Here is a 22891-nt window from a genome sequence, read left to right as displayed (position 1 = left end):
AGAAGGTTGCCGGTTTGGGCTCGCGGCGAAAATTGGACCGCAAAGGTACGAACGAGGCAACGCCTTTTCCTACTGTGAACGTTCCTTTGCTGGGAAGAGGCCTATCGGGTATCTCTACACGCACCAACCGTGGCTTCCTTCTATAAGCAATTTGGGAGCTATAAAGAAAATTAGAAGGGCTTCCCTACAGACCCCGGCCGCCCGTGAGCAGGCCGTACACCCCAGGCAGGATGCGGCGTAGCACAGCACCCAACAGGATAGCTACCAGCACAATGGCCAGCGGCAGAAATAGGAAGACCAGCAGGTTCTGCTGGGGCCATAGGCGCAACGCCGCTTCGGTAGCGTAGTTTACCAGCGGCACGTGCAAGGCATAAATCATAAAGGAGAAGGCCGTGAGCCACACAAACCAGCGCTGCCGCATAGCCGCGCGCACCAGTCCATCAGCCCCAAACCACATAACGAGCACACCCAGCGCCTCCGCGGTTTTGTGCAGCAACAGCATGGGAAAGAATGGTGGCTGTTGCAGGTAAAAGGCCAGCCAGGTCTTCAGGGAAACAATGCCCAGCCAAGCAGCCGCCAACAGGCCCAACCGCAACCAGTGGGGCGGCGTCAGCATATTCACTTCGCGCTTGCGCAGCCATACGCCCAGCGCGAAGAACAGCAGACCAGTTCCTTCAAACAGCGGCGGCACGCCTATATCCAGCAGCCAAAGCAAGCCAGCCACCGCAAAATAAATTTTCGGGCCGCGCTCTAATGCTTTGCGCAGCCAGGGGTAAGCCAGGTTATATACCAGCAGGCTGCGCAAAAACCACAGTTGAAATGGCACCGGCAGCAGCAGCCAGCGCAACAGCAGCTGGCCAGGACTATAACCGCTCACCAAGGGATTCTGTGGGCCGAAAATACTCAGGGCGGCATCCAGCACCAGCTGCCGGGTATAAGGGTGCTGCTCCATCGCCCACGTCATACCCAAGCCAATAGCACTCCACAGCAGATAAGGAACCAGCAATGTGCGCAGGCGCTTTTTCACCCGTTCCTTGTGTGGCGTAGCAGCATCGTGGTGGGCAAACAGGTAGCCGGAAATGGCAAACAGAATGGGAATGCGGAAGCGCAGCAGCCCGTTGGCCAGGAAATACTGCAGCCAGGAGCCCACAGAAAGCGGCTCGTCCACCGGTGTCCAGGGCTGGAGGTAGCGCGGGTGCAGGTTATAGCCGTGCACATACACCAGCAGCACCATGGCCACCAAAGACCAAAAGCGGAGCTTCTGGCTTAGAAAAGGGTCGAGGCGGGCAGTGGTGCCCGGTTCAGCGGAAGGAAGGGTAGAAACGAGCTGCATATGGGCTGAGATGCCCTTAAGGTAGCTAATCGTTGCCTGCCTTGATATAAAAAAAGAGCCTCCCAAACGTTGTCGTTCGGGAAGCTCTTTTTTGTTTAACTCAATGACCACCTTGGCATTAGCCAGGTAGGGAGCTTTACTTCTTAAATAGAGAGTTAACGAAGGTATGGCGGTCAAACAACTGCAGGTCCGTCATCTTCTCCCCTACGCCGATATAGCGCACGGGCACGTTCAGCTGGTCACTGATACCGATAACGACGCCGCCTTTGGCCGTGCCGTCGAGCTTAGTGATAGCCAGAGCCGTTACCTCAGTGGCTTTGGTGAATTCCTTGGCTTGCAGGAAGGCATTCTGGCCGGTGCTGCCATCCAGTACAAGCAGCACTTCGTGGGGCGCATCGGGAATCACCTTCTGCATCACGCGCTTGATTTTAGTCAGCTCGTTCATCAGGTTCACCTTATTGTGCAGGCGGCCGGCGGTGTCAATAATGACCACATCGGCGCCCATTTCCACACCTTTCTTCACGGCATCGTAGGCCACGGACGCCGGGTCGGTGTTCATGCCGTGGGAAATAACCGGTACGCCCACTCGCTGACCCCAGATGATGAGTTGGTCTACAGCGGCGGCGCGGAAGGTGTCGGCGGCGCCCAGCACCACTTTCTTACCAGCGGAGTGGAAACGGTGGGCCAGCTTGCCAATGGTGGTGGTTTTGCCTACCCCATTCACGCCCACCACCATAATCACGAAGGGCTGGCCGGGATTATCGGCGCGGTCCAGAATGGCGCGGGAGCCGGTGGCGCCGCTGTTGGCGTCCAGTAGCTCCACAATCTCCTCGCGCAGGATGCGGTCCAACTCGGAGGTGCTCACGTACTTGTCGCGGGCTACGCGCTTCTCAATCCGGTCAATGACCTTCACGGTGGTGTCGATGCCTACGTCGGCATGCACCAGCATGGTTTCCAGGTCATCCAGCACAGCTTCGTCCACGGTGGCTTTGCCCACCACGGCTTTGCTTAGCTGATCAAAGAAGTTGGTTTTAGTCTTCTGCAGGCCTTCATCAAGGGCCTGCTGCTGCTCCTTGCTTTCCTTGTCCTTCTTGAAAAAATCGAAAAGTCCCATGCGGTCAGGATGTTGCGGGAAGCTCCAGCTTCGCGCGGCGGTGCTACGGTGAAACAAACCGCCCTACGTTTCCGCCGAGCCGCTTGTTTAAAAAGGCGCAAAGCTGGAGCTCCGCACTACAACGCAAAAAAGTCCCACGATGGCGGGACTTCTTCACTTCGGTTGGTATGCCACTGGGGCGCCGGATTACTTAACGCCAGTAGCGAGGTAGTCCTGCACTTTATCAACGGGCACCATTTCCTCACGGAACGTATAGGCACCAGTTTTCTCCGATTTAACGGCACGAATCACTTTAGCCCAATCCTTCCCGCCTGGGGTTTTCAGGGTTGCTACTACTTTCTTAGCCATTGCTCAATTACTTGATTTCCTTGTGAACGGTCATCTTCTTGAGCACAGAGTTGAACTTCTTCAGCTCAATGCGCTCAGGAGTATTTTTGCGGTTCTTGGTGGTAATGTAGCGCGAGGTGCCCGGCTGACCCGAGTTCTTGTGCTCGGTGCACTCGAGGATTACCTGCACCCGGTTTCCTTTTTTAGCCATCTCGACTTAGTTTTTGGATTAAGGACTGCAAAGGTACACGGGATTTTGGAATTGTCAAACACTCCGGCGAACAATACCTTCCCGAATATCTTTTTGACTTTCATTGTGCTACGCCCCAAATGGGTTGACTTTTGACTGCTTTCTGCAGAGTAGAGGCAGAAAACAACATCCTGAGACCGTTGCTTTCTGCCTATGCATTAGTTCTGAGGAAATTTACCGCAGCACCATGTCGTGGAGTTTCACCACATATTCTTTCGTGGCCGCATCATAACCAATGGTGTACTTGGTGGGGTAATACACTCCCGTTTTGGCCACCACTGCCGGCTGGGGGATGGGGAAGGTTTCGGTCTTCTTTTGCTCCAGATAGGCTTTCGTAGCCATGGGCTCCAGGAAAATGACCTTTCCATTGTAGGAACCATAGATGAAGGTCTGCGTGAAGGCCGCCCCATGGTACTCGTGGCTGTTAGGATCTACCCAGTGGCGGCCCATCATCGGCACCGTGCGGCCGGGCACTACATTGGGCGCCGTTTGATAGCCGGCAGGCAGCAGGTTGGCTACCGGCATAATATCACCTTTGGCATCATCTAAGGTAATTGGCATGCGTTCCGCCATCGAAACCATATAGAAGTGCACGTCGAAGTGGGGTAAATCGTACACGCCGGCCGGCTCGTGACCATGCGGGTTCCAGTCGAAGGAAAGATGATTGAAGGGCAGCTTCGTTGTTGTATTAGCAGGCAGGTCGAGCACAAACCAGGCAGGCGGATTGGTATCAGTTGTCGGCAGCCCGGTAAGGGCCGCCTCGGTCAGGCGCACGCCTATTTCGGATGGATTACCACTGGCATCTACTGTGACAAAGCTGCGCGCCGAGCCATTACCCACCGTCACGGCCTTGCCAAACGTGGTAACGGGTGTCTGCAGGGTGTTACCGTCTCTGTTATTGTTGCAAGCAGCAGTAAATGAAGCCCCACCAACCAAAATAAAAGCCAGCACAAGGCGCAGCCCTATAAAGCGAGAAGTAACCATACTGGATAGAAATAAAAACAACCGCACATTTCCTACAGAGCAGAACGACTACAGACCAGCTCTGCTCGGGCTAGTCTGCCTAGGAAGACTCTGGCATGGGAAACATCCTGCCAGGGACTCGGCATCTGTGCTACGCTCCGCTAGCAGGAGCGGCAGCACCTAATGATTTAGGTATCAAATAGTATAGTTCAAATATATACAAAACCAACGGTATTCGGGGTGCAGCATTATGATACCTGCCCCGAATACCATTGGTTTGCTACTTCAGCACTGGCAGCTTAAAGCCATCCAGCGCGCTGGATTTAGCCATCATCTTTTCAATCTCCGCTACTGTGCGCGGGGCATCTTTTGAGAGATTTTCGTAGCCGTTGCTGGTTAGGAGCACGTCATCTTCGATACGCACGCCGATGTTCCACCATTTTTTATCGCAGGGGCTACCTTCGGGAATATAGATACCTGGCTCCACCGTAATAACGTTACCGGCGCGCAACGGTCCATAAGTGCCCCGGTCGTGCACGTCCAGCCCCAGATAGTGGGACGTACCGTGCGGGAAATAGCGGCGCACATCTTCGGGCTTCGTGATAATGCCCAGCTTCTGCAGTCCGGCCGTAATTACCTGTTGGGCCGCTTTGCCGGGGTCACTGAAACCTTTGCCCGGCTTGCACTCCGCAAAGGCCGCATCCTGCGCTGCCAGCACCAGCTCATAAATCTGCTTCTGCTCGGGGCTGAACTTGCCACTGGGCGGAATGGTGCGCGTTACGTCTGCGGTATAGCCGTGGTATTCGGCACCGCAGTCCATCAGCAGCAGGTCGTTTTTTACCTGGGTCTTGTCGTTGGTTTCGTAGTGCAGGATGCAGCCATTGGCGCCAGCACCCACAATGCTGGGGTAGCCTTCAAACTCAGCCCCGTATTTCTTGTACACATACTCATGCAGGCCCTGCACTTCCATTTCGCCCATAGTCGGCTTTAGCGCCTTCATGACTTCCTGCTGGCCTACTGCGCTGATGCTAATGGCCCGGCGGAGGTGCGCCAGCTCTTCCGGCGTTTTGATCTCGCGCAGCTGGTCCAGGGCATTATTCAGTAAGCTGGCATCGTGCCGGCTCACGGGCCGTGCCTCCAATGCCTTCTGGCGCTCGGCATCAGTGGTGGCCTTTAGGTATCCTTGAATGTAGGCGTCGGAGGCGAGAGCAGGCTGGTCTTTCATCAACCGTTCCAGATACCCTTTTATCTGCGGGGCATTGGTCACTCCTGAGCGCTGTAACCGGTTATACAGTTCGGCCCGGGCCGGGTTATAGTCGGCTGGCACGGCGGCCTGCTGCCGGAAATCGGCTACCAGATTGTATAGGTCGGCGGGGTCACGGGCATCATCGCGCACGTCGGTGGGCAGATCCGTGAACAATACCTGCCCAAAGTCGGCCCAGCGGATACCAGCTCCGGCAAATGCTTTATTATCGGCAGTATACTGGAGTTTTAGCTGCTCTTTAGCGCCAGTGCTGCCCAGGCGGCGGCCGGTCCACTGCTCGGCCATTGGGTCGCGGGGCTGCACGAACAGGGCTTCTGTTATGCCAGTTTGCCCATTGATGGTCTGCGGCTCTTTGAAGAGCACCAGCACGGCATCGGGCTCATCGTAGCCGGTCAGATAAAAGAAATCCGGGCTTTGATGGTAGAGGAAGCTGACGTCGTTGGCGCGGTTGCGCGTGGGGGCCGCAAACAAAACGGCAACGGAGCGAGCCGGCATCTGTTGACGCAGTAGCTCTCTCCGTTGCCGGTGAAATGCGGGGTCCAGAAAATCGGCCGGCCGGTCGGGACCGGCGGCGCGCTGGGCATAGGTGGCAGCCACAGGGGCGGCCAACAGGGCCGAAAGCAGCGTGAGCTGCCCTAGGCGAAGGAGTTTGGCTGGAAGCACAGGAAGGAGATTTAGTCGGCGAAGAGACTCGCGCGCAGCTGAAACGTTGCGTTCAACTACCCGCAGCTTCACTAAAAAGCTCCTAAACTTCCAAAAAAACTAGTAAACGATAAAGCCCTGCTCTTTTGCCTTCTTCAGGACCGACATGATGCCGTTCTTGTTGATGGTGCGGATAGTGCTGGTCGCTACTTTCAAAGTAACCCAAGCATCCTCTTCGGGGATGTAGAAGCGCTTCTTCTGCAGGTTCGGGTAGAACTTGCGCTTGGTCTTGTTGTTGGCGTGCGAAACGTTGTTGCCTACGCGGGTACGCTTGCCGGTCAGATCACAAACTCGGGCCATGATATAGAGGGACTTGAAGGTTTCAGTGCTTGAAAAAGGGACGCAAATATCGGTATAACTTCGACAGTAACAAACCCAACGACTGAAAAATAGCGGGTTAGCTCGGTTTTGGGCCGCTGGAGGGCTTCTTTCTGGTACCGCCGGCCTGCCAGGGGCAGTGCCGACAGCCGCTGCCGCAGCAGGTGCCGCGCCGCCGGTGGTACTGCTCCGTGAAGACCATAAACCCTTCCGACGTGAAGTAATAGTCGCCGGGCTGCAGAGGTTGAGGTTGGGAAGGGGCGGCCATGGACAACTCAGTTGGCCAGTTCGGCAATGCACTCAATTTCCACCAAAGCATCCAGCGGCAGGCGTGATACTTCCACGGTACTGCGGGCCGGACGATGTTCCCCAAATATGTTGGCATATGTGGCATTCATCCGAGGAAAATCGGCGAAGTTTTTCAGGAACACGGTGGTTTTTACCACGTTTGCCAGGCTCAGCCCCTTACTGGAAAGCACCACATTTAAGTTGTGCAATACCTGGCGGGTCTGCTCCTCAACGGTAGTGGCCTCAATGCGCATAGTTTCCGGGACCAACGGTGTTTGGCCGGAGCAAAAAACCAGACCGCCGGCTACAACAGCCTGCGCATAAGGACCAATAGCCTGCGGCGCAGCGGGGTGATGCAAAGTTTCCATAGAACACAAAGGTAGGCCACTTCGCGGGATGCGTTGGCGCAGGCTCCGGCCTTTTTCCGTAATTTCGGGCAATTCAGTCCTGCTATCTTCCAAAACCCACTACCCCCATGGAAACCACGTCCGCTACCGCAACCCTGACCCGCAGCCAGCAGCTGATGGCCCTCGAAGACCAGTATGGCGCCCATAACTATCATCCTTTGCCCGTAGTGCTTAACCGGGGCGAGGGGGTACACCTGTGGGATGTGGAAGGCAAGCATTACTACGATTTTCTTTCTGCTTACTCAGCCGTAAACCAGGGCCACTGTCATCCGCGCATCATCGGGGCCATGACGGAGCAGGCACAGAAGCTCACCCTCACCTCCCGGGCCTTCTTCAACGACCAGCTGGGAGCTGCCGAAAAGCAGCTTTGCGAGCTATTTAACTACGACAAGGCCCTGCTGATGAACTCCGGCGCCGAAGCCGTAGAAACCGCCCTGAAGCTAGCCCGCAAGTGGGGCTACCAGGAAAAAGGCATTGCGCCCAATATGGCCCGCATTATTGTGGCCGAGCATAACTTCCACGGTCGCACTACCGGCATCATCTCCTTCAGCACCGACCCCGATAGCACCGGCGGCTTTGGCCCTTACATGCCCGGCTATCAGGTAGTGCCTTATGATGATCTGGAAGCACTGGAAGAGGCTGTACGGGATATCCATGTATGCGCTTTCCTGGTAGAGCCTATTCAGGGCGAGGCTGGTGTTATTGTGCCTTCCGATGGGTATCTGGCCAAAGCCCAAGCCATCTGCAAAGCGCATAAGGTATTGTTTATTGCCGATGAGATTCAAACCGGTCTGGGCCGTACCGGCGAGCTGCTGGCCACCTGCTATGAGGGCGTGCACGCTGATATTCTGGTGCTGGGCAAGGCCCTGAGCGGTGGCGTGCTGCCGGTTTCGGCAGTGTTGGCACGCAATGAGATTATGCTCACTATTCAGCCTGGCCAACACGGCTCTACCTTTGGTGGCAACCCGCTGGCCTGCGCCGTGATGCGCGCCGCTCTGGATGTGTTGCTGGATGAAAAGCTCACGGAGAATGCCCGTGCCATGGGTGAAGTATTCCGGGAGCGGATGCGCCGGGTGCAGGCCAAGCGCCCCGAAGTAGTGGAGCTGGTGCGTGGCAAAGGCCTGCTAAATGCCGTTATCATTAAGCCGCATGCGGATGGTCGCACGGCCTGGGACGTATGCGTGACTTTGATGGAGCGGGGCGTACTGGCCAAGCCCACGCACGGTGACATCATCCGCTTCGCCCCGCCCCTGGTCATCAATGAAGAGCAGTTACATGAGGCCTGCGACATCATTGAGCAGACTATTCTGGAGTTTTAAGCAATAGAAAAACCTGTCAAACAAAAGCCCCGGGAGCTACCTCGGGGCTTTTGTTTGACAGGTCCTGGACCTACTGCAAGAAGTAATAACTACTTTTTATTGGCCCCATCCCGGCCCGCTGAGGCCTGCGAGGTGCTATCATTGGGCTGGTTGTTGCGAAACTCTTTGTCTGAGCTGTCAGCACCCCGCTCATCTGAAGGGTTGGCGTGGGCGCCTTGCGGGCTTTTAGGGTTTGGATCCAGCTTGCCTTTTTTGGCCCCTGCACTGTGCCCTTCCCGGCTGGGGACGTTCTCACCACGGGTGTTGTTCGCACCGCCGGCTACCGGACCTTCCTGCGGACCCGCGGGCTGGCCGCTAACTCCGGCTTTCTTGCCAAACACACTGTTATTTGGATCGAGGTTATCTTTTTTATCGGCCATTATCTTGTTCTGGTTAGGTGATAAAATAGGTAATAGCGGCCGTTTGGGCCCTTCAGCTTTACGGGCTAGTGCGCGTTAGGGATTAGGTAAAATTCTGCCCGTGGGTACCATTGAGGTTCAATTCAGGGGCAGGCTGCTGCCACTCAGGTGGGCCGAATAAGTAGGCAAATGCAGGGTTAGTCCAGGGCAATGGGCAACTGCCGAAAGCATCTTTCGTTACGGTAGCGGTATTTTTTGACTCCGGCCTGGGCGGCTCTGCCTTTTCCTACCGGGTATCAAATGCTGCCCATGTCTCTTTCCCCCTTGTATCTCCTTGTATGTCCTACCTTTTACTTTCTCGTTTCACGGCTTTGCGGACTACTATTGGTGGCCTGCTGGTAGCATTCATTAGCCTCACAAGCAGCTGTCAGAGTTCTAAGCCAGCTTTTCAGTTTCAGCAGCCTGCCTATGTAGCCCAGCTGCCTGATTCCAGCATACAAGCCCAGGTAAGTATCAAATCGGATGTGGATATCACAGCCGGGGCAGTGGCCACTACTGCCCTGGCTGTAACTCCCGTGCCGGCAGTTGCTTTACCGGCCGCGGTCAAAACTCCCCTGGTGCACAACAACCGCCCGAACTCCCGGCAAACAATCCGCTCTAGTCCGAAGCGCACTGCCCATCTGATAGAAGCTGGCGAGCCGGAAAACAAAGGGTGGCACCTGGTACTGGGCGCCGTGCTGGTTATTGGTGCTGTGGTAACGGGCCTGGTGCTGGGTGGCTGGCTGGGACTGGGCGTGGGGGCGGCGGGGGTTTTGCTGGGCTATTATTTTCTGGTGCTGGGCATTGGTGGGCCGCACGCGTGGCTGGGCATTTTTCAGGAGTGTTTTAATATGTAGGCTGCACTACCGGGTATGCCGCTTCTGATTGGCTTACTCAACCGGCACAGCGGCCGCAACCTTATCTTTGCCCCCGTTGTTCTGCTCTGTTGTTAATTCTGAACGTAGCTATGCCTATTCTTCCCACGCACCGTCCGCGGCGCAACCGTAAATCCGAAGTTATCCGCAACATGGTCCAGGAGACTAACCTGGCGGTACAGGATTTCATTTACCCGGTCTTCCTGATTGAGGGCCAGAATCAGCAGATTGAAATTCACTCCATGCCGGGCATTTACCGCTACTCGGCCGACCGTCTTATCGACGAAATCGGGCAGTGCGTGGAGCTGGGCATTAAGTCCTTCGCTCCGTTTCCCGGCATTAATGATGCGCTGAAAGACCGGCTTGCCCGCGAATCGGCCAACCCGGAAGGCTTATACCTGAAAACCATAGCGGACATTAAGCGGCAGTTTCCCGATGTGGTGCTGATGACTGACGTGGCCATGGACCCTTACTCTTCTGATGGGCATGATGGCGTGGTGGATGTCGATTCGGGGGAGATTTTAAACGATGCTTCCCTGGAAGTGCTGGGCCAGATGGCCTTGGCGCAGGCCCGCGCCGGCGCTGATATCATCGGACCTTCTGACATGATGGATGGCCGCGTGGCCTGGATTCGGGAGGTGCTCGACAGCAATGCCTTCACAAACGTGAGCATCATGAGCTACACGGCTAAATATGCCTCTGCCTTCTATGGCCCCTTCCGCGATGCGCTGGACTCGGCCCCGAAAAAAGGCGACAAGAAAACTTACCAGATGAACCCTGCCAACCGGCGCGAAGCCCTGCGCGAGCTGGCCCTGGACGAGCAGGAAGGAGCTGATATGGTGATGATCAAGCCTGCCCTGAGCTACCTGGATGTAATTTGGGAAGTGCGGGATAACACGCAGCTGCCAGTAACGGCTTACAACGTCTCGGGTGAGTATGCCATGATTAAAGCGGCCGCCCAGAATGGCTGGCTTGATGGGGAGCGAACTATGATGGAAGTGCTGCTAAGCATTAAGCGCGCCGGCGCCGATGCCATCCTGACCTACTTTGCCAAAGAAGCGGCGGAAGTACTGCGCCGCGGCTAACCAATTTTCTTTCACTTTGCTTCACAAAAAAGCCCCCGTAGCTACGGGGGCTTTTTGCGTATAAGCACTGTTTTTTAGTGAGTTCCGAAGAGAAATACGGCTATCTGACGCAGCTCTTCAAACATAGCCCCTACCTGATAGGTGATAAAGAACAAGCCGACGTAGAACATACTGGGATATTGCTTGCCCAGCGTAAGTATGGGGGCAAACAGGCGCTCCAGGATTAAGCGCCTGGTGGTCAGCAGGACACAGGAAGCCCCGATCAGGCCTCCCGCCAGGATATCTGTAGGGTTGTGCACGCCAATATAGATGCGGGGCAGGCACACGAATATTACTACATAGCCCAGCACCAGCAACCCAATCCGGCGGTTAATCAGCAGGATACCCGTAGACAGTGCCAGCACCAGGGTGGCCGTGTCACTGGGCATGGAGTTTACATCGTTGAAGGAGGAGGAGGTTTTGCTGCGCCAGTCGGCAATAGGATTCACAAAATGTAGTTCCTTGTTGTAGAGGGGCCGCACCCGGAAGGGCAGCACATGCACCAGCACCCGCGCCACAAACATGGCCAGCAGTCCGCCCACTAGTGTAGCCAGCAGCATCTGTCGGACATAGACGCGGTTGGGCGTGTGCTGGTAAAACCACAGGAACCAGAACGTCATAGCCACAATGCCGCCCTTCAGCATATTATTGAACACAAACAGATTCACCAGCGAGTCGAAGAAATCAGACTGCCGGGAAAACTGATTGACAAAGGTGATAATGTGATAATCGAACGGGTTCATAGTTTTTAGGCTAAGGAGCGGTACTGACACTTAGCACTAAAATAATGATAGTAATAATTTTTACAAATAAAATGCAATAAAATATTTCTAGCTATTCACTTTGTCGGCCACTGGTACTGGGGCAAATGGCCAGCGCTTGAGCTTGCGGCTCCACAGCAGAAAAGCCACACAGCCCGCTGCAATTACGGCTAAAGCCGAGGCAATTAATTGCAGACCGGTGCTCCAAAAAATCAGGAGCCAGACGGTTATGGCCAGCACTACGGGCAAGGGATACAGGGGCATACGGAAAGGCAGCCCGGCAGTGCCTCGCCGACGGCGCAGCAATACTAGGCCAATGGCCTGCCCTACAAACTGAATTAGAATACGCATGGCCAGGATAGCGCTGATAACCTCTGCCAGCCGAAACAGCAGGCTGAAAACAAAGCCCAGCCCCCCTAGAATCAGCAGTGAAATGTAGGGAAACTGCTTGGTGGGATGCAGGCGCCCGAACAGGGGTAGGAACTCCCCATCGGCCGCGGCGGCGTAGGGAATGCGCGAGTAGCCCAGCAGCACCGCAAATAGGGAAGCAAAGGCCACCCACAACACCAGCGCCGTAGCGGCTTTGGCGGCCATGGCCCCATACAGCCGCTCCACAAACGTGCTGACGATAAACTCGGAATGCTGCGCCTCCTGCCAGGGAATAACAGTGCCTACGCTCCAGTTGAGCAGCAGGTACAGTGCCGTGATGCCCAGAATACTCAGGAAAATGCTGCGCGGTATCAGTTTGTGCGGCTCGCGCACTTCGCCGCCCAGGTGGCACACATTGTAGTAGCCCAGGTAGCTGTAAATGGTTTTCACGGCGGCCTGTCCCATAGCCGCCGACAGCAGCAGGCCCGGCACCGCCGACCAGCCTCCCGTGGGTAGCCAGGCTACCGGATGCGTGGCGTGCGTAATGCCGCCGAAAATCAGCCAGGCCATGAGCCCCAGTACACCGATCCACAGCATAACACCCAGGCGGCCAATATCCTCAATGCGGCGGTAGAGTAGTACGACTAGCAACACCACCACCGTGCCACTGACCAGCTTAGGCTGCCACCAGGCCGTGAGCGGCACCAAGTAGCTGAAGTACTGCGCGAAGCCAATAGCGCCCGATGCCAGCACCAACGGCGCCTGCACCAAAGTTTGCCACACGTACAGAAACGACATCAGCCGGCCCCATTTATGCTCGCCGTAGGCCAGTTTCAGAAACCGGTAAGAGCCACCGGCTTCCGGGTAAGCCGCGCCCAGCTCACTCCAGATCAGTCCATCTACCACCGCCAGCCCCGCCCCCACCAGCCAGGCCAGCAGGAAATACGGCCCCATCAGCCCCATCACCAGTGGTAGCGTGACAAAGGGCCCGATACCCACCATGTCAATCATGTTGAGGGCGGTGGCCTGCACTAAGCCCAGGCGGCGGCTTAAGGAAGGAACTGTGGGTAGTGGTGCAGACATAGAGGACGAATAAGCCTGTAAGAAAAACAAAACTCCTGACCAAGGCCCTAGAATTTAACCCCCGGCCCCGTGCCTGCGTAGGGAAACGCCGTATCAATCCATATTATGGCAGGAAACTCTTCATCTAAACTGGCGCTCTATGGTGGCATTGCGGCCAACATAGCCATTGCCGTCAGCAAATTTGTTGCCTCTTATATTACCGGCAGCTCGGCCATGCTCTCGGAAGGCATACACTCCCTGGTAGACAGTGGCAATGGCTTATTGCTGATGCATGGTATTCGGCAAAGTCAGAAGCCCGCCGACGCCCGCCACCCCTTTGGCCGTTCACAGGAACTCTATTTCTGGTCTTTGATTGTAGCCATTCTGATTTTTGCCATTGGGGGCGGCATGTCTTTTTATGAAGGTGTCAAGCACATTGAGCATCCCGAGCCCCTGCAGGACCCCATGTGGAACTACATTGTGCTGGGACTATCCGTTTTGTTTGAAGGCGTAGCGGCCTATCTGGCCCTGAAAGCCTTGTTTGACAGCGCCGAAAACAGCACTTTCTGGCAAATGCTGCGCACCAGTAAAGACCCCTCCGTATTTGCCCTAGTATTGGAAAACCTGGCAGCTTTGGTAGGCCTGTTGGTAGCGCTGGTCGGCGTATTCCTGGGCCATCAGCTGGATAACCCCTATTTAGACGGGGCCGCGTCCATTGTAATTGGCGTGCTCCTGATGCTGGTAGCCATTTTCTTAGTGGTGCGCACCAAGCGTCTGCTGGTGGGCGAGGGTGTGGATCCTACCATTATCCAGTCGCTGCAAAATATTGCCCAGGCTGACCCGGCCGTGGAGAATATCCGGCCGCCCCTTACCCTGTATTTAGGTCCGGCCGATGTGGTCTTAGCACTTGATGTAGACTTCCGGGACGAGCTGACTGCCGTGGAAGTAGAACAGACCATTGACCGGCTGCAGGAAGCTATACGAGCCAAACATCCCGAATTCAAGCGTATCTTCATCGAAGCCAAGAACATTTCCTATAAGAATCGCGAAACGTCTGTGCCTAACTAATGGGCCGGGCCAGTATGAACCCTTATTCACTACTATGGTTAATTCTCTTGCTGACTTTTCCGCTTCCCCCTTCCGCAGTTTCTGGATGGGCGGCTATGAATGCACCGATCAACTGAACGCCTTCGGACACCGCGTCGACTTCCTGGCAACGACCGGGCACTTGCAGCTGATCAACGAAGACTACCAGCAGCTGACCCCCTTTGGCATCCGCACGGTGCGCGAGGGAATTCGCTGGAGCCAGGTAGAAAAAACACCCTACACGTACGACTGGAGCACAGTGCAGCACCTGCTGGAAGCTGGCCAGCGCCAGGGTATTCAGCAGGTATGGGACCTTTGCCACTTTGGCTACCCCGACGACCTGACCCCGCTGCACCCGCTGTTTGCGCGGCGCTTTGCCCACCTGTGCCGGGCTTTTGTGGCGTTTTACCGCAGCCTGCGCCCCGAGGGGGAGTTGATTGTGACGCCTATTAACGAGGTCAGCTTTATGGCGTGGCTGGGCGGCGACGCCCGCGGCACTTCCCCTTATTGCGTAGGCCAGGGTTGGGAGGTGAAATATGGGTTGATGCGCGCCTACATTGAAGGCGTAGCGGCCCTGCGGGAGGCGGACCCTACCGTCCGCATTTTGACTACTGAGCCGCTGGTGAATGTAGTGCCACCCATGAATGCTACGCCCAAGGATCTGCGGCGGGCCCGGGAAATTCATGAGTCGCAGTATCAGGCCATGGACATGCTCACGGGCCGCATGTGTCCCGAGTTGGGCGGCCGACCAGAATACCTGGATGTGCTGGGCTTGAATTTTTACTATGATAACCAGTGGGACTCGCATACCAACCAGCGGCTGGGCTGGGTAAATGAGCCCTACGACCCGCGGTGGCGCCCCTTGCACTATCTGCTGGGCCAGGCCTATGCCCGTTACGGGCGCCCGCTGGTGCTCTCCGAAACCAGCCATCCTGGCCTGGACCGCCCCCATTGGATCCGGATGGTGGCCGAGGAATGCGCCGAAGCACTTCGGCAGGGCATCCCCCTGTGGGGCGTGTGCATTTACCCCCTCCTGGACCGGCCCGACTGGGACTTTCCCGACCGCGCATGGCACCAGTCGGGCCTCTGGGATGCCGAGTTGTGTCCCGATGGCCCGCCCCGCCGTATGCTACACGAGCCCTACGCGGCGGCGCTGCTGGAGTCCCAGCAAATTCTCTCCTCAGAAGTTCAACCAACTGAAATGCCGCAGCCTGAGCTAACCCTGGCCTAAGCCCACGTGCTTTCCTTCTATATGGCTTCTCCAGTAGCTTCTTCCACCGATTTACTGACGCTGTTTCGCCGCTCCTTCGCAGATAATACCCTTTCCGCAGAAGAAGCCCAGCACCTGCGGGCCCAACTGGCAGCCCATGGCCAGCTGGGGCCTGTGCTTGATGAGCTTCGGCATCAGCTGTTTGCAGTGGTGCGCGAGCGGTTTAACACCCTGCCGGATAAAGCCGCCATTGAGTGGCTGGAAGCCGCCAGCGCTCTGCTGCTCCCCCCGGCAGAGGCTCTCAACACCCATTCTGAAGTTTATTTCAGCCCTGACGATGACTGTGTGGGCGCTATCCAGCGCTTTATTCAGCGGGCAGCGCACCGTTTGGAAGTATGCGTTTTCACGGTATCTGATGACCGGATTACGGATGCCTTGCTGGCCGCGCACCAACGCGGCGTACAGCTTCGCCTGCTCACGGATAATGATAAGCTTTTTGATAAAGGCTCCGACGTGCGGCAGCTGCACGCCGCCGGCGTAGCCATTCACGTGGATAATACCACCGACCATATGCACCACAAGTTTGCCATTGCCGATGGCCGCTCCGTGCTGACTGGCAGCTATAACTGGACGCGCTCTGCCTCCCTCTACAACCACGAAAACTTTCTCATTACCGACGACACGGCCATTGTGCAGCGCTACCAGGCAGAGTTTGAACGGCTATGGACTTCGCTGGGCGCTTACCAGAACCAGTAGCGCCACAAGCCTGAAAAGACGAACTTCGCCTTTTCTACCCTGCCGCTCCTGCATTGCCTTCTTCCTTCCTACAACCTGAAGCCACGGCCAGCCTCGCTACGCCCTTAGGCCTGCTTACCCTCTATGGCTCTGATGCCGGACTGGCGGCGGTAACCTTTGAGCAAACGGCGGAAAGCGGCACACCAACACCGCCCGTGGCTGTGCCCCATTGCCTGTATCCGGCCTATGAGCAGCTACTAGCTTACTTTGGCCGGGAGTTGCGCGACTTCACGCTGCAGTACGTGCCCACCTTTGGCACTGATTTTCAACGGCGCGTGTGGGAGGCGCTACCTGCAATTGGTTATGGGCAAACGGCCTCGTATCTGGCTATAGCCCGGGCTATTGGTAACCCAGCGGCCGTACGGGCAGTGGGCGCAGCCAATGGGCAAAACCCGCTGGCCATTGTGTGGCCCTGTCACCGCATTATTGGGGCTAACGGCCAGCTAACGGGCTATGCCGGCGGCCTCAACCGCAAGCAGTTGCTGCTGGAGTTTGAGCGGCCTACAGTTCAAACCAGCCTTTTTGGTTAAGCTGATTGCGCCCTACAAGCCTACGAAGGGCCGCAGCTGCCGGTAAATAATATTATGAGACCAGAACAGCTGCAGCACCATCGGAATGTGGTTTTTACCGGGCTGCAGCGTATAGCCCGGCGCCTTGCCTAAAGCCTGCAGCCGCTGCCGGAACGCTTCACTGCTGTGCCGGATAGAAGGATAGGTATGGCCGCCCACAAACAACATAAAAGGCGGGCTGCCGGCCGTTACGTGGTGCATAGCCGAAACCTGCCGCCACACCACCGGGTCTTTTCCGAATGGGGTCAGGTATTGCCTGTCACCCGGATACTGCATCTTTTGCAGGTAGTCATACATATCCAGCCCGGCGGGGTCGTCCAGCACGGCCCCGCGCACCGGGTTTGCGGGCAAGCCCAACCGGGTGAACAAGGTGTTGTCAGTGGCCAGCAGCGCGGCCAGCCCACCACCGGCGGAGTGCCCCATCAGGAAAATCCGGTTTGGGTCACCGCCGTACTCGGCAATGTGGGCCACTGCCCACTGCACTGCCCGGGCGCAGTCTGCCGCCATGGCGGGCACCTGCACCTGGGGCGAAAGACGGTAATCCACTATAACGGCCACCATACCCTGGCGGGCCAGCTCGCGGCCGATAAAGCCATATTGGCTCTTGCTGCCACTATTCCAGTTGCCTCCATGGATAAACAGAACCACCGGGCGCGGTGCCTCCGGCTTTTTCCGGGGTGAATACACATCCAGCTGCTGGTGTCCGGCGTCAAAATCTTCGGCGGAAGAGGCTACGTAGGGAATATTCTGGGTCCTGAAGCTGGTACAGGAGTTGGTCACCAGCCCTATCCAGAGAAAAATCAGCCATATGCCAGCCGGCCAACGCCGGAAAAAGGGAACCATCATAATCAAGTGAAAAGCCCTATACAGGGAATGCTGCCAGGACAAGCCTGCCAGACCTGTACGTTCTCCCTTAACTATCCGGTTTGCTGCTGAAGGGGCCGACAGAAGCAACAGTCGGTTTCAGGCTCCTTAAGGTGTGTTTGCTATGTAGAAAAGCGTGAGCTGACTGGCGCGGGATAGTGTCATTTAACACCGCAGAACCCAACGCTGGGCAACGCCCGAAGCCCGGCCGGCGTATGCCGGGCCAGTAACCATGTCTTTTGCCTGTGAAATTTTCTCTGTTGCTCATAAGCTCCTTTTGTGCCCTATTGCCCGTTTCAGGGGCTTATGCCCAAAGCCCGGGCCATTCTAAACGGCATTATAACGCGCAGGCCCGGCCTTACTACCGTGGCCCGGTACGCTTCACGGCCGGCGGGGGCGCGGCCTTTTACAATGGAGACTTGGGCGGCCTGGGTCAAAACTTTCTGGGGCCCGCCGGCAGCATCGGTGTGCTGTATATGTGGCACCCTGGCCTGCAGATAGGGGCTGAGTTTTCGGCGTTTCAGATTGGGGCCAAAGACCGGCTAGCCTCCCGGGGCGGCTTCAATAATCTGGCTTTTCGCGGACGCAATGCCTCCCTTATTGCCCAGGCCCGCCTGGGCCTGCTGCGCGACAATGGAGAGTTTGCCGATGCTCATGGTAGCCCAGCCGTACTAAAGCCTTATCTGCGGTTGGGCATAGGTGGGCTGCTCTATAGCCCGGATGCCTATGAAGGCACCACGCGCCCAGAGGATGGCACCACCTTTATCAGCCCCGAGCGTAACGACTATCCGGCCGTAGCGGTAGTAGCTCCGGTAGGGCTGGGTCTTACTGTGCGTGCTTCCCGCCGCATCAATATCACCACTGAGGCTACCTACTTTTTTACTTCTACCGATCAGCTGGATGATGTAAGCACCATCCATAGCGGTAATGCCCAACACAACGACGGCTACGGCCTATTGGAGCTGAAGCTGGAATATGCTTTGCTTCCCTAAGCTAGGTATGCTCCTCCTTTAAAATAAAAAGGCCCGTTGCGTAAGCAACGGGCCTTTCTACTTAGCAATACTCTCCTGGAGAGACTATTGCTTTACAAAGCGCTGGTGGAAGGTCTTCTGACCGTCGCTTACCGTCACAATGTACATGCCCTTGGACAGGTTGCTGATGTTCAGCTCGCCGTTACCATTGTAGCGGGCACCAGCTACGGCCGCGCCGCGCAGGTCTACTACTTTCACGCTGCTGGCTTTAGCGCCGCCCGGCAGGGCAATGCGCATCGACTCAGAAGCAGGGTTCGGGAATACCTCCAGGCCACGGTCAACTGCTTTGCCCAGCTGCTCGGTGTTACCGCCGGTGATGCCAGCGTTTACGCCAGCTACCAGCGTACCACCCGTGATGTTCACGGTGTAGTCTTCGGTTTCGCCGTAGCTGTAAGTACCGCAGCTCGTAGTGGCTGATGCATCGCTCATGATAACCCGCATGCGGGTAGCACCCGACTTAGCCGTGGCAGGCACCGTGAAGGTAGCCGCCAACGTGCCAGTGCTGGCCGAAGAGCCCGATACTACCAGTTCGCCGGCATCCGTGAATACCCCGTTCTGGTTGTAGTCGATGTACACCTTCCAGTACTCGGTGTATGCCGTAGAAGCAAAACCGGCGCTGAAGTTGATGGTCTGGGAAGTGCCGGCACCAATAGAAGTGCTGGTAGCTGTACCATTGTAGTAACCAGCATCCTTAGAAGAAGTGCGGGCAATGGTGCCCAGCTTCACGTAGTCAATCCACTCATAAGTCACAGTTGTGCCTTTGGAAACGCAATACGTGCTGGTGGGCGGAGGAGGCGTAGTACCGTAAGCAGCACCTACACCTACTGCATACCAGGCATTGGTTACTGCCTGCTCCTGCACAGAGCCTACACCGTACAGATCCTGCGCGGATTTGATGGAGTAAGTACGAGCGGAAGCGTAGTTAGACGAAGCCGTCAGGTATACGCTTTCGGTACGATAGGCAATTTTAGCTGCCGCATCCATACCCAGAGCCGATACCGAGAAAGACTGGCCTTTTTCGTTGGTGCCGGTTTTGCCGGCCGCAATCAGGTAGAACCAGTAGTTGAGTACGCCTGAGTTGGTGTGTACTCCACCATAGTCAGCCGTGCCGGCATACCAGTAAGAGCCTTTATAGTAAGCTGGCTGCCCCTGTGAGTTAGGGTTGCTCATAGAGCGCAAAGCGGCCTGCTGCTTGTCGATTTCTTCGCCAATCAGCCAGGTATCCTTGGCTTTCACGCCTCCGGAAATCACGCCCAGGTTAGCTACTGCATAGGCTTCAATGCTGGCACCCCAGATATCGGAGAAGCCTTCATTCATAGCACCCGACTCGTTAGAATAGGTCAGGTTAGCCGTCTTTTCGCACACGGCGTGGCCAATTTCGTGGCCGCAAACGTCCAGCGAGGTCAGGGGGCGGAAGCGCGAGCCACCGTCACCATAGGTCATGACGGAACCATTCCAGTAGGCATTCTCGAAGCCCACACCGTCGCCGGGGGTATCGTCGAAATGTACGTAGCTTTTGATTTTAGCCCCGGCGTTGTCGTAAGAGTTACGGCCGTGTACGTTCTTCCAGTAATCGTAGGTGGCCTGCGCACCCATATGGGCGTCGCCGGCTACGTTGTCAAAGTTGGCGTTGTTGTATTCCGTTGATGTCCAGTTGTTGTCGGCATCAATGAAGTCAACAGCTGTAGTGTAGCTGTTACCTTTTTTGCAGTTGTAGGTTTCAATACCCAGGCCGCGGGTGGCTTCGCGGAGGTAGTAGCCACCGGTGGTGGTACCATCCGCAATGGTGCGGGAGCCGCTATAAGCCGTGGCGAAGGTGCCGGTAGCCGCTGCGTGCTTGATAATGGCATTCTGGGAGATAACCTCACCGGAGTGGGCATCTACGTAAATGAAGGCACGGCTTACCGGAGCCTGGGCATAGATGTCAAACTTATAAGCCAGGGAGGGCTTGCCTGCAGCAGCGCCTTTGCTCATCAGGTTGCGTACAATAACCAGTTCACCCTTGGGCTTATAGCTGGCATCATCCTGCCACATGTACTTTTTGGCACCTACAAACGATACGGCGCGGCCCAGGGCCTGCGCTTCGCTCAGGCTTGGCGTAGTTTTAATGGCGCCAACACGCTCCAGCTTACCGTTGATGGTTTCTACCTCACCCTTGCGGGCGTGCATCAGGTAAACACCATTTTCAACTTTAATGCCTTTGTAATACTGCTGGTAGCGCTCATTCACGAAGCCCAGTGCGTCCTGCTCTGTCTGGCTACGTACCAAAGCTTCGTCTTTCTGCAGACCAAGCTGCTCACGGAACATGCGCTGTGCTTCGGCAACTTTATAAGAGCGACCTTCCGCAAAATTGATCAGTTCTGGCTGCCCGTCTTCGGAGGCAATCCGCTGGTTTACACGAACACCATTTTGGGCTTGAGCAAACATAGCGCTGCCAAGCACCAGCAGTGCTACTGCCGGGTATTTTTTTTGCATAATGGGTTTGGTTGGGGTGGTGAAAGAATTGAAGACAACCTATGAAGCCGAGAGAGGATGGCTTTTACAGATTGGCTGGCCAAACTATACATTTTTGCAATATCTTGTATATACCAGCCAGATATTTGATAAAATTTTATTCAAACCCAATATATTTTACAAATTATCATTTTGCATTATTTAAAGCACTTAATAAAAATACCTTGTCCTGTCTTTCTATTTTAATAGAAAAAAAGGCATTATTGCCGGCCTTTTACACTATTATGCCTTATGCTTACCCGCTGGAAATTAGATAAAAACGTGGCAGTGGTAACCGGTGCTTCTAAAGGCATTGGCGCTGCTATTGCAGAAGAGCTTTTGCACCTGGGTGCTACTGTACTGGCCGTAGCGCGCCAGGCCGATGTACTGCAGCAGCAAGTAGCCACCTGGCAGGCTCAGGGTCTGTCCGCACACGGCATAGCAGCCGACGTCAGCACTGTAGCGGGCCGCCACCAGATTAAGCAGGCCCTAGCCGACTTACAGCTACCGTGCAGCATACTGGTGAATAATGTAGGCACCAACATCCGTAAGCCCAGCGCCGCTTACAGCCCCGAGGAATATCAGTATCTGATGGCTACCAACTTGGAATCGGTATTTGGGATGTGCCAGGAGTTGTATCCGCTACTGCGGGAAACGGCCGGAGCCAGCATCGTTAATGTCTCCTCAGTGGCCGGGCTCACGCATTTGCGTACTGGCTCCGTCTACGGCATGACGAAAGCAGCCATGCTACAGCTAACCCGCAACCTGGCTGTGGAATGGGCTGCTGAGGGTATCCGGGTAAATGCCGTAGCCCCCTGGTACATTCATACCCCGCTTGCTGCCGGCGTACTCAGCAACCCGGAGTATTTGCAGCAGGTGCTGGACCGCACCCCCATGAAGCGCATTGGAGAGCCGGCTGAGGTAGCGGCGGCCGTAGCTTTTCTGTGCCTGCCAGCCGCCAGCTACATTACCGGGCAGTGCCTGAGTGTGGATGGAGGCTTTGTGGTGAATGGGTTTTAGGGGCCAGCTGCTCCAGGGCCTGCACGTAGCGCGCCCAGGAATCGGGGGCGGAGTCCAGGTACAGGAAAGGCTCAATCAGCTCCAGCTCCATGAGCAGGAATTCTCCGTTTACCACTACCCCATCTACGCGGGCATACAAACACCCGGCAGCAAAGCGCTGCATAATGGCATCGGCAGCCTGCTGCACGGCGGCGGGTGGCGTGGTGGGGGCAATGCTCCCGCCCAAATAATGCTGCACACGGAAGTCGCCGGACTTGGGCAGCTTCAGCACGCAATGGCTGTAGCTGCCGCCCAGGTAGACCAAGGACCATTCGCCCTGGGTTTGGATTTCCGGCAGGAAAGGCTGCGCCAGGAAATCTTCCTCCGTTAGCAGAGCGGTAATATGGGCGGCTTGCTCCGTGGCCTGGGCCAGGGTGAGAGAAAAGGTGTTCTTGGCTCCGCCACTCACGGCCGGCTTCACAATCAGCTGCTCCGTTTGCAGCTCGGCAAAAAGAGCGGCGGGAGAAAACTGTGTGCCTTGGGCCAACCAACGGGTGGGCACAATAGGAACACCAGCCTCCTGCATTTCCAGCAGGTACCGTTTGTCGGCGTTCCACCGCACCGTGGCCACCGGGTTTAGCAATGGGATGTTCTGCTCCTGCAGCCGGTCCAGCCACTGATAAAACTCCGCTACCCGGTCAAAGTAGTCCCACGGCGACTTGAGCACGACCACCTCATACTGGTCCCAGGCCACGGTCTCATCTGACCAAACCACCACGCTTACCTGATGGCCATGGGTACGTAGCGCACGTTCCAGCAACACGTCTTCATCCTCTACTGTATCGGCGGCATATTGTGCCCGGCTGGCGCAGGTAACTAAAGCAAGGTGCATAAATAGAAGCTATGGCAAGGCAGCGGCAAAGCAGCCCGT

At 56.2% G+C, this 22891-nt stretch carries 24 protein-coding genes; 9 read left to right on the top strand and 15 right to left on the bottom strand.

The annotated features are described in order from the left end of the window. Positions 1 to 184: 184 nt before the first annotated feature. From Q4G72_RS02760 to Q4G72_RS02720, 9 genes are all read right to left on the bottom strand, one after another. On the bottom strand, positions 185 to 1333 hold the full coding sequence (locus tag Q4G72_RS02760; RefSeq protein WP_303309906.1) for an acyltransferase family protein: 1149 nt from the start codon (positions 1331 to 1333) through the stop codon (positions 185 to 187). A 136-nt stretch (positions 1334 to 1469) separates the two neighbouring features. Beyond that, positions 1470 to 2447 carry a signal recognition particle-docking protein FtsY gene (gene ftsY, locus Q4G72_RS02755; protein ID WP_121236120.1) on the bottom strand — a complete coding sequence of 326 codons (978 nt, stop codon included), beginning with the start codon at positions 2445 to 2447 and terminating at the stop codon, positions 1470 to 1472. 186 nt (positions 2448 to 2633) lie between these two features. Further along, positions 2634 to 2795, bottom strand: a complete 162-nt coding sequence (locus Q4G72_RS02750) for a DUF4295 domain-containing protein (RefSeq protein WP_071843814.1) — start codon at positions 2793 to 2795, stop codon at positions 2634 to 2636. 7 nt (positions 2796 to 2802) lie between these two features. Next, positions 2803 to 2985: a 50S ribosomal protein L33 gene (rpmG, locus tag Q4G72_RS02745; protein ID WP_044510387.1), complete on the bottom strand. Its 183-nt coding sequence runs from the start codon at positions 2983 to 2985 to the stop codon at positions 2803 to 2805. 213 nt (positions 2986 to 3198) lie between these two features. Beyond that, positions 3199 to 4008 carry a DUF5602 domain-containing protein gene (locus tag Q4G72_RS02740; protein ID WP_303309905.1) on the bottom strand — a complete coding sequence of 270 codons (810 nt, stop codon included), beginning with the start codon at positions 4006 to 4008 and terminating at the stop codon, positions 3199 to 3201. 259 nt (positions 4009 to 4267) lie between these two features. Next, on the bottom strand, positions 4268 to 5914 hold the full coding sequence (locus Q4G72_RS02735) for an aminopeptidase P family protein (RefSeq protein ID WP_303309904.1): 1647 nt from the start codon (positions 5912 to 5914) through the stop codon (positions 4268 to 4270). 99 nt (positions 5915 to 6013) lie between these two features. Beyond that, a complete protein-coding gene (rpmB, locus tag Q4G72_RS02730; protein ID WP_044015540.1) occupies positions 6014 to 6253 on the bottom strand; it encodes a 50S ribosomal protein L28 in 240 nt (79 codons plus the stop codon). A gap of 97 nt (positions 6254 to 6350) precedes the next feature. Further along, positions 6351 to 6539 (bottom strand): C1orf53 family protein, encoded by a 189-nt coding sequence (locus tag Q4G72_RS02725; protein ID WP_303309903.1) that lies wholly within the window; start codon positions 6537 to 6539, stop codon positions 6351 to 6353. Positions 6540 to 6546: 7 nt separating this feature from the next. Continuing rightward, on the bottom strand, positions 6547 to 6927 hold the full coding sequence (locus tag Q4G72_RS02720; RefSeq protein ID WP_303309902.1) for a RidA family protein: 381 nt from the start codon (positions 6925 to 6927) through the stop codon (positions 6547 to 6549). A 107-nt stretch (positions 6928 to 7034) separates the two neighbouring features. On the opposite strand from Q4G72_RS02720, the gene rocD reads away from it, so the two are divergent. Beyond that, the gene (rocD, locus tag Q4G72_RS02715; RefSeq protein ID WP_303309901.1) at positions 7035 to 8285 is read left to right on the top strand and encodes an ornithine--oxo-acid transaminase; all 1251 of its coding nucleotides are present in this window, start codon (positions 7035 to 7037) and stop codon (positions 8283 to 8285) included. An 89-nt stretch (positions 8286 to 8374) separates the two neighbouring features. Here the strand turns inward: rocD and Q4G72_RS02710 are convergent, their stop codons facing one another. Continuing rightward, positions 8375 to 8704: a hypothetical protein gene (locus tag Q4G72_RS02710; RefSeq protein ID WP_303309900.1), complete on the bottom strand. Its 330-nt coding sequence runs from the start codon at positions 8702 to 8704 to the stop codon at positions 8375 to 8377. Positions 8705 to 9021: 317 nt separating this feature from the next. On the opposite strand from Q4G72_RS02710, the gene Q4G72_RS02705 reads away from it, so the two are divergent. Both Q4G72_RS02705 and hemB read left to right on the top strand, forming a co-directional pair. Beyond that, a complete protein-coding gene (locus Q4G72_RS02705; protein ID WP_303309899.1) occupies positions 9022 to 9579 on the top strand; it encodes a hypothetical protein in 558 nt (185 codons plus the stop codon). Between the two features lie 110 nt (positions 9580 to 9689). Then, positions 9690 to 10682: a porphobilinogen synthase gene (gene hemB / locus Q4G72_RS02700; RefSeq protein WP_303309898.1), complete on the top strand. Its 993-nt coding sequence runs from the start codon at positions 9690 to 9692 to the stop codon at positions 10680 to 10682. Positions 10683 to 10756: 74 nt separating this feature from the next. On the opposite strand, the gene Q4G72_RS02695 is transcribed toward hemB, so the two are convergent. Beyond that, positions 10757 to 11464, bottom strand: coding sequence for a phosphatase PAP2 family protein (locus tag Q4G72_RS02695; protein WP_303309897.1), 708 nt, complete (start codon positions 11462 to 11464; stop codon positions 10757 to 10759). 87 nt (positions 11465 to 11551) lie between these two features. Then, positions 11552 to 12934 carry an APC family permease gene (locus Q4G72_RS02690; protein WP_303309896.1) on the bottom strand — a complete coding sequence of 461 codons (1383 nt, stop codon included), beginning with the start codon at positions 12932 to 12934 and terminating at the stop codon, positions 11552 to 11554. Positions 12935 to 13039: 105 nt separating this feature from the next. Here Q4G72_RS02690 and Q4G72_RS02685 point away from each other — a divergent pair, with 105 nt between their 5' ends. The 4 genes from Q4G72_RS02685 to Q4G72_RS02670 are packed head-to-tail and all read left to right on the top strand — an operon-like array spanning position 13040 to position 16534. Next, entirely contained in the window at positions 13040 to 13981 is a 942-nt protein-coding gene (locus Q4G72_RS02685) for a cation diffusion facilitator family transporter (RefSeq protein WP_303309895.1), read from the top strand. Positions 13982 to 14015: 34 nt separating this feature from the next. Beyond that, positions 14016 to 15230, top strand: a complete 1215-nt coding sequence (locus tag Q4G72_RS02680) for an amine oxidase (RefSeq protein ID WP_303309894.1) — start codon at positions 14016 to 14018, stop codon at positions 15228 to 15230. A gap of 21 nt (positions 15231 to 15251) precedes the next feature. Next, positions 15252 to 15965 (top strand): phospholipase D-like domain-containing protein, encoded by a 714-nt coding sequence (locus Q4G72_RS02675; protein WP_303309893.1) that lies wholly within the window; start codon positions 15252 to 15254, stop codon positions 15963 to 15965. Positions 15966 to 16018: 53 nt separating this feature from the next. Next, the gene (locus Q4G72_RS02670; protein WP_303309892.1) at positions 16019 to 16534 is read left to right on the top strand and encodes a methylated-DNA--[protein]-cysteine S-methyltransferase; all 516 of its coding nucleotides are present in this window, start codon (positions 16019 to 16021) and stop codon (positions 16532 to 16534) included. A 12-nt stretch (positions 16535 to 16546) separates the two neighbouring features. On the opposite strand, the gene Q4G72_RS02665 is transcribed toward Q4G72_RS02670, so the two are convergent. After that, positions 16547 to 17419, bottom strand: a complete 873-nt coding sequence (locus Q4G72_RS02665; protein WP_303309891.1) for an alpha/beta hydrolase — start codon at positions 17417 to 17419, stop codon at positions 16547 to 16549. A 263-nt stretch (positions 17420 to 17682) separates the two neighbouring features. Here Q4G72_RS02665 and Q4G72_RS02660 point away from each other — a divergent pair, with 263 nt between their 5' ends. Next, positions 17683 to 18429 (top strand): hypothetical protein, encoded by a 747-nt coding sequence (locus Q4G72_RS02660; RefSeq protein ID WP_303309890.1) that lies wholly within the window; start codon positions 17683 to 17685, stop codon positions 18427 to 18429. Between the two features lie 84 nt (positions 18430 to 18513). On the opposite strand, the gene Q4G72_RS02655 is transcribed toward Q4G72_RS02660, so the two are convergent. Beyond that, on the bottom strand, positions 18514 to 20943 hold the full coding sequence (locus Q4G72_RS02655) for a M4 family metallopeptidase (RefSeq protein ID WP_303309889.1): 2430 nt from the start codon (positions 20941 to 20943) through the stop codon (positions 18514 to 18516). A gap of 270 nt (positions 20944 to 21213) precedes the next feature. Here Q4G72_RS02655 and Q4G72_RS02650 point away from each other — a divergent pair, with 270 nt between their 5' ends. After that, complete coding sequence (locus Q4G72_RS02650) at positions 21214 to 21981, top strand: SDR family oxidoreductase (protein WP_303309888.1); 768 nt, start codon at positions 21214 to 21216, stop codon at positions 21979 to 21981. Here the strand turns inward: Q4G72_RS02650 and Q4G72_RS02645 are convergent. After that, positions 21929 to 22852, bottom strand: a complete 924-nt coding sequence (locus Q4G72_RS02645) for an ATP-grasp domain-containing protein (protein ID WP_303309887.1) — start codon at positions 22850 to 22852, stop codon at positions 21929 to 21931. The two genes, Q4G72_RS02650 and Q4G72_RS02645, sit on opposite strands and share 53 nt — an antisense overlap. Between the last annotated feature and the right edge of the window lie 39 nt (positions 22853 to 22891).

The organism is Hymenobacter sp. BT730, assembly GCF_030542105.1.
Lineage (GTDB): Bacteria > Bacteroidota > Bacteroidia > Cytophagales > Hymenobacteraceae > Hymenobacter.
The sequence above is the reverse complement of the archived record's forward strand: the minus strand, read 5'-3'. Positions and strand labels throughout refer to the sequence as shown.